Annotated in this window: 5 protein-coding genes; all 5 read right to left on the bottom strand. The window is 49.5% G+C overall.

The genetic code is table 11. The features are described 5' to 3' along the window. The coding region (locus KKE17_15230) for a cobalamin-binding protein (protein MBU1711352.1) at positions 1-269 on the bottom strand (269 nt) is incomplete at its 3' end. Positions 270-329: 60 nt separating this feature from the next. Then, complete coding sequence (locus KKE17_15235) at positions 330-1,031, bottom strand: energy transducer TonB (protein MBU1711353.1); 702 nt, start codon at positions 1,029-1,031, stop codon at positions 330-332. Next, on the bottom strand, positions 1,021-1,455 hold the full coding sequence (locus KKE17_15240; protein ID MBU1711354.1) for a biopolymer transporter ExbD: 435 nt from the start codon (positions 1,453-1,455) through the stop codon (positions 1,021-1,023). Before KKE17_15240 ends, KKE17_15235 begins: the two co-directional genes overlap by 11 nt. Continuing rightward, positions 1,452-2,081 (bottom strand): MotA/TolQ/ExbB proton channel family protein, encoded by a 630-nt coding sequence (locus tag KKE17_15245; GenBank protein MBU1711355.1) that lies wholly within the window; start codon positions 2,079-2,081, stop codon positions 1,452-1,454. Before KKE17_15245 ends, KKE17_15240 begins: the two co-directional genes overlap by 4 nt. 72 nt (positions 2,082-2,153) lie before the next feature. Next, positions 2,154-4,187: a TonB-dependent receptor gene (locus KKE17_15250; protein MBU1711356.1), complete on the bottom strand. Its 2,034-nt coding sequence runs from the start codon at positions 4,185-4,187 to the stop codon at positions 2,154-2,156. Positions 4,188-4,387 lie beyond the last annotated feature (200 nt).

Consider the following 4,387-nt stretch of genomic DNA (forward strand, 5'->3'; position numbering starts at 1 on the left):
GCCAGGATGCGTTCAATATCAAGACGGATATAGGATCCGACCCGGGGCAGATCTTTCGCTGCGGCCGGATAATCGCTGAACCGGGTAACCCCTTTGAGTTTGTCTTCCTGGCCCAAAGCAAAAATCATCTCGGTGATGCTGGGCGCAAGCGATACAATCCGCTGAGGGTCCCTGGGCACCTCAATGTGATTGCCTGCCTGGTCTATAACTGTGGCAGCCAAAGTCAGAGGGCATAAGGCAAGGATGGAAAACATAATAATTACTGTCAAAAAAATATTCTTTTGCATACAAAACCTTCGAAGTTCAAACGACTCAAACGATTTGAACAATTATTTCAATACAAACCTCACAGGCACCCGCACCCACATGGCAACAGGCTTGCCGTTTTTCAATCCAGGCTCAAACTCCCAATTTTCCACAGCCGCAAGCGCCGCTCGGTCAAGTGGCTGATGCTCACTTGTCCGGTATATCCTCAATTCTTCAACCCTTCCCTGATCATCTACAAAAACCTCAAGCAGCACCGTGCCCTCCTGCCTGTTTCTCCTGGCCGAGGCCGGATATTTAGGCGGAGGATTCTTTTTGTACAGCGGCCTGGCAAGCTGAATAATCTCGCCTTGAACCGGTGCCGGTTCGTCTATCTGCGGCTCAAGGGTTTCAGGCTCCATCAGGAGTTCTTCATCCGTTTCCAACTGCAGCTCATTTTGTGCAAAAAGCTCCTGGGGCGGCAGAATAATCGGCCGCGGTAATTCCCGTACCGTGACATCAACACCTTGTACTGACTGAAAAGGATGCGCGTGGGGGGCGGGTTGGGGAACAAAGGCTGCAGGAATTTCAGAAAACGATTCCGGCCCGGTCTTTTTTCCCGGTGGCCTGACAGACTGCCGCGAGGAAAGGGTCATAGTCACCCTGCGGGGTTCAATGGCATCAGGACGGCCCTCCCCGGCCCAATTGAATTCCGCCTGAAACAGGAATATATGGGCACAGAAGGAAACAGCCAATGCCGCTATTATCCGGTATTGTCTACTTGTCATCCGCCTGCATGGAAATCCGGCTCAAACCGGCCTGATTAATCCGGTCAAGCACAGTAAAAATCTGTTGGTAATCAATACTGCTGTCGGCAAAAAACAACACGCCGGGTTCAATTCCCGGCTGTAAAATCCGCATTTCATCGGCTCTTATTTTCAAATATCTGCTGAGTTCACTGATCAGTACAGGTGTTTCATCAACAAAAATCCTTGCCTCCTCGCCGGCAACCGGCGCCTGGATGGTTACTGAAAGAATCAGGTCTCTTTCAAGAATTGCCGCAGTGGAACTGGGAAGATCAACCGGCAGACCGCGATGCACGGCCATTGAAAGCATGGTGTAGATAAAGACCACCAGGAGGAGAAAAACAATATCGATGAGCGGCAGCATCTCTATTCGGGCTTTTCTGCGAACCGGGATCGAAAGTCTCATTCTTCCTCCAGGGACCGCTCATTTTTCTCCCGGAGTTTTTCAAAAACGATTTCCAGGCTGGTGGAGTATTTTTCTATGGTGTGGGCGGCCTTTTCCATTCTTGAATTAAAATAATTAAACGGGAACACGGAAAAAATCGCAATCCCCAGGCCGGTTGCCGTGGTGATCAGCGCCTGGGCGACGCCTGCGGTAACCGCTCTTGGATTCTCAATGCCTTCAGTGCCGAGCATGTCAAATGAGTTGATTATGCCGATTACGGTGCCGAAGATGCCAAGGAGCGGCGCCACGGTGATCATCGTATCAAGAATTCCCATGTATCGCTGCATGCGCTTGAGTTCATCGGTCGCAGCGGATTCCATTGCCTTGCCCATGGAATAATCCCGGTGCACAATGCCGGCAACCAGAATCCTGATCACATAATCCTTTGAGCCTTTAATCTTCTGACGCACACCATCCCAGTCTCCCAGACGACAGAGTTCGAGCACTTCATCAAGAAGCTTCCGGTCCCGCTGCAGCTCGATGCCCACCCAGAAAATCATCCGCTCGATTACCACGAACAGCACGAGAAATGAACATATCAACAACGGGTACATCACCGGTCCGCCGCTTTTAAAAATCTCAAACATCCTATTGATCCTCGATTCTGGTTTCGGAGGCAGAAAAAGAATTCTGCCCCCGCAGTATATACCGATTTACTTCTAATACTCGTAGGTGGCGCTCAAAAACAGCGATCGCCCGGCACCAGGATAGGGTTGCCGGGTCGTTGCCCACGATTCATCCGTAAAGGAGGCATAATAGGTGTCGTACCCACTATCAAAGAGATTAGTCCCGATCAACGAAATACGCAAATGATCGGCAACAACCTGATCGATTTTCAGATCCATGGTCCAGTATGAGTCAAGTTCAAGTTCCGGAGTAATATCAAAATTACTTGCATAATAACCGGGCCGCGCCCCCACATAATTCACCGTAACCACAGAAGTCAGTCCAAAATCGGTAAAATATTTCAGACTGCCCTTAAACTGCCGATCCGCCTTGTATAATGCCGGCCTTGAGGCCTCGGGCGCCCGCTCTTCTTCAGCATCCAGCAAAGTAAGATTAAGATCCAGTGAAACATTGTAATAAGGCCCGATATTGGCATTCATCTCCCAGCCGGTTGCCTGGTAACTGTCGATATTTGACGGGGTCCAGTAATTCCAGCCGAAACCCGTGGGCTCATTCGGGTCTTCAGCCCAGTTGATCTTATCGTTAATATTCCACTTGAAATAGGAAATCGACACGAACAGCCGATCATCCATAGCGCTCTGCTCAACGGTGAAATCAGTATGCCAGCCGGTTTCAGGTTTGAGATCCGGGTTGCCTTTGGTGAAAGAACCATCATCCGGCCAGAAAAGATCATTCATCGACGGCGCTTTGAAATGCTTGCCATGATTCATCTTGAGAGCAGTATTTTCAAGAGGATTGACAACCAGTCCGTATCTGGCGATATCCTCGTACCCGAACTTCGAGTTCTTTTCATGCCGGTAGCCGGCATTCATTTTCAGAAAATCAAAGGGGCGCAGTCGCAATTCCGCAAAAGTGCCATTGGTAAACAGATCATGCTCTGCCTGAGTCATGCTGCCGGTCTCAGCTCCGGTATTGTCAAGATTCTGCTGATTGTTCTCATATACAAAATTTCTGTATTCAGACCCGGCAAGCAGCCCCAACCAGGGAAAAGGTGTAATATCCGCATTGGCCTCAACCCCTGAAATCGTATTGGTCACCCAGGTGATCGCCCCGGCCCCGGAATAGCTGTAGCGGGAATAATTATAGCTGTCCAGGACGGCATAATCCGTCTTCATTGCCAGGTTCAGCCAGTCGACAACCTGGCTTTTAGCCTGCAGGACATACTTATAGTTTTCATCGCTGCCCCGATCAAGCAGGTTACCCGATTCACTATTGTACAGACCCATGGTGCTCACCGCATTTTCAGGGGGTTTAGGCCCGGGAAGCCCATATTCACGGTCAACATAATCACCGTAAAGACTGAGATCGAGCTTGTCGCCTTTATCCAGAATCAGATTCAACGAAAGATCATTATGCTCAAGGTCGCTGTTATCCCGAAAGCCCTTTGTTTCCTTGCGGTTGGCCGTCAGGTAATAGCCGAAATCACCGGCCGCAAACATCCCGTTCTCCGCTGAAATACTATAGGTATCCTGGGTGCCGTAACCAATCCCGGCAAGCAGACTTGTTCCTTCCCGTTTCGGTCTCTTGGTTATGATGTTTACAGTGCCGCCCATGGCCCCTGAACCGTAAAGAAGAGAACCGGGACCTTTTATGACCTCAATCTTCTCGATACTGTTCAAGGGGATATGACTGATATCCGCAGAACCGTAGGAAGGCGAATTCATATTCACGCCATTAACCATAACCTGAGTGCCTTCCGCACCCATCCCCCGGATATGGATTTCTTCGGGAGAACCCCCGTAATTCCCGCGGGTCCGCAGATCAACACCCGGCTCGTTTGCAAGCAGTTCGCCAAGGCTTCTGGCGGTGGATTCGGCAATATCAACCGAGTCCTTGAGGATTACGCTATTGGCGATATCCTTACGTTTTTCTCTGGTCTTGGTTGCAGCGACAACCACCTCTTCCATGGTGGCGATTGAATCATCGTGTTTACCCGCCCCATCCTCAGCTGCATAAAGCTGAGTAACCTGAAATGACAGAATCAAAATCAATACAATTGTTTTCATATGTGAACTCCAACTTACGTATATTTTTGTAGTTTACAGCAAAGCCTGACGCATCGCCTTTTGAAAAGCATCCCAATCCTTGATCATCAACAAAGTTAACCTGGTGAATACCTTTTCCCTTTCTTGCATGAATCCTCCGTTTTCTGTGGACACAGTGTCCGAAATCTGGAAGCCCGGAGAAAAAAAAATCCCCGGACCGA

This window comes from Pseudomonadota bacterium (assembly GCA_018823135.1).
Lineage (GTDB): Bacteria > Desulfobacterota > Desulfobulbia > Desulfobulbales > CALZHT01 > JAHJJF01.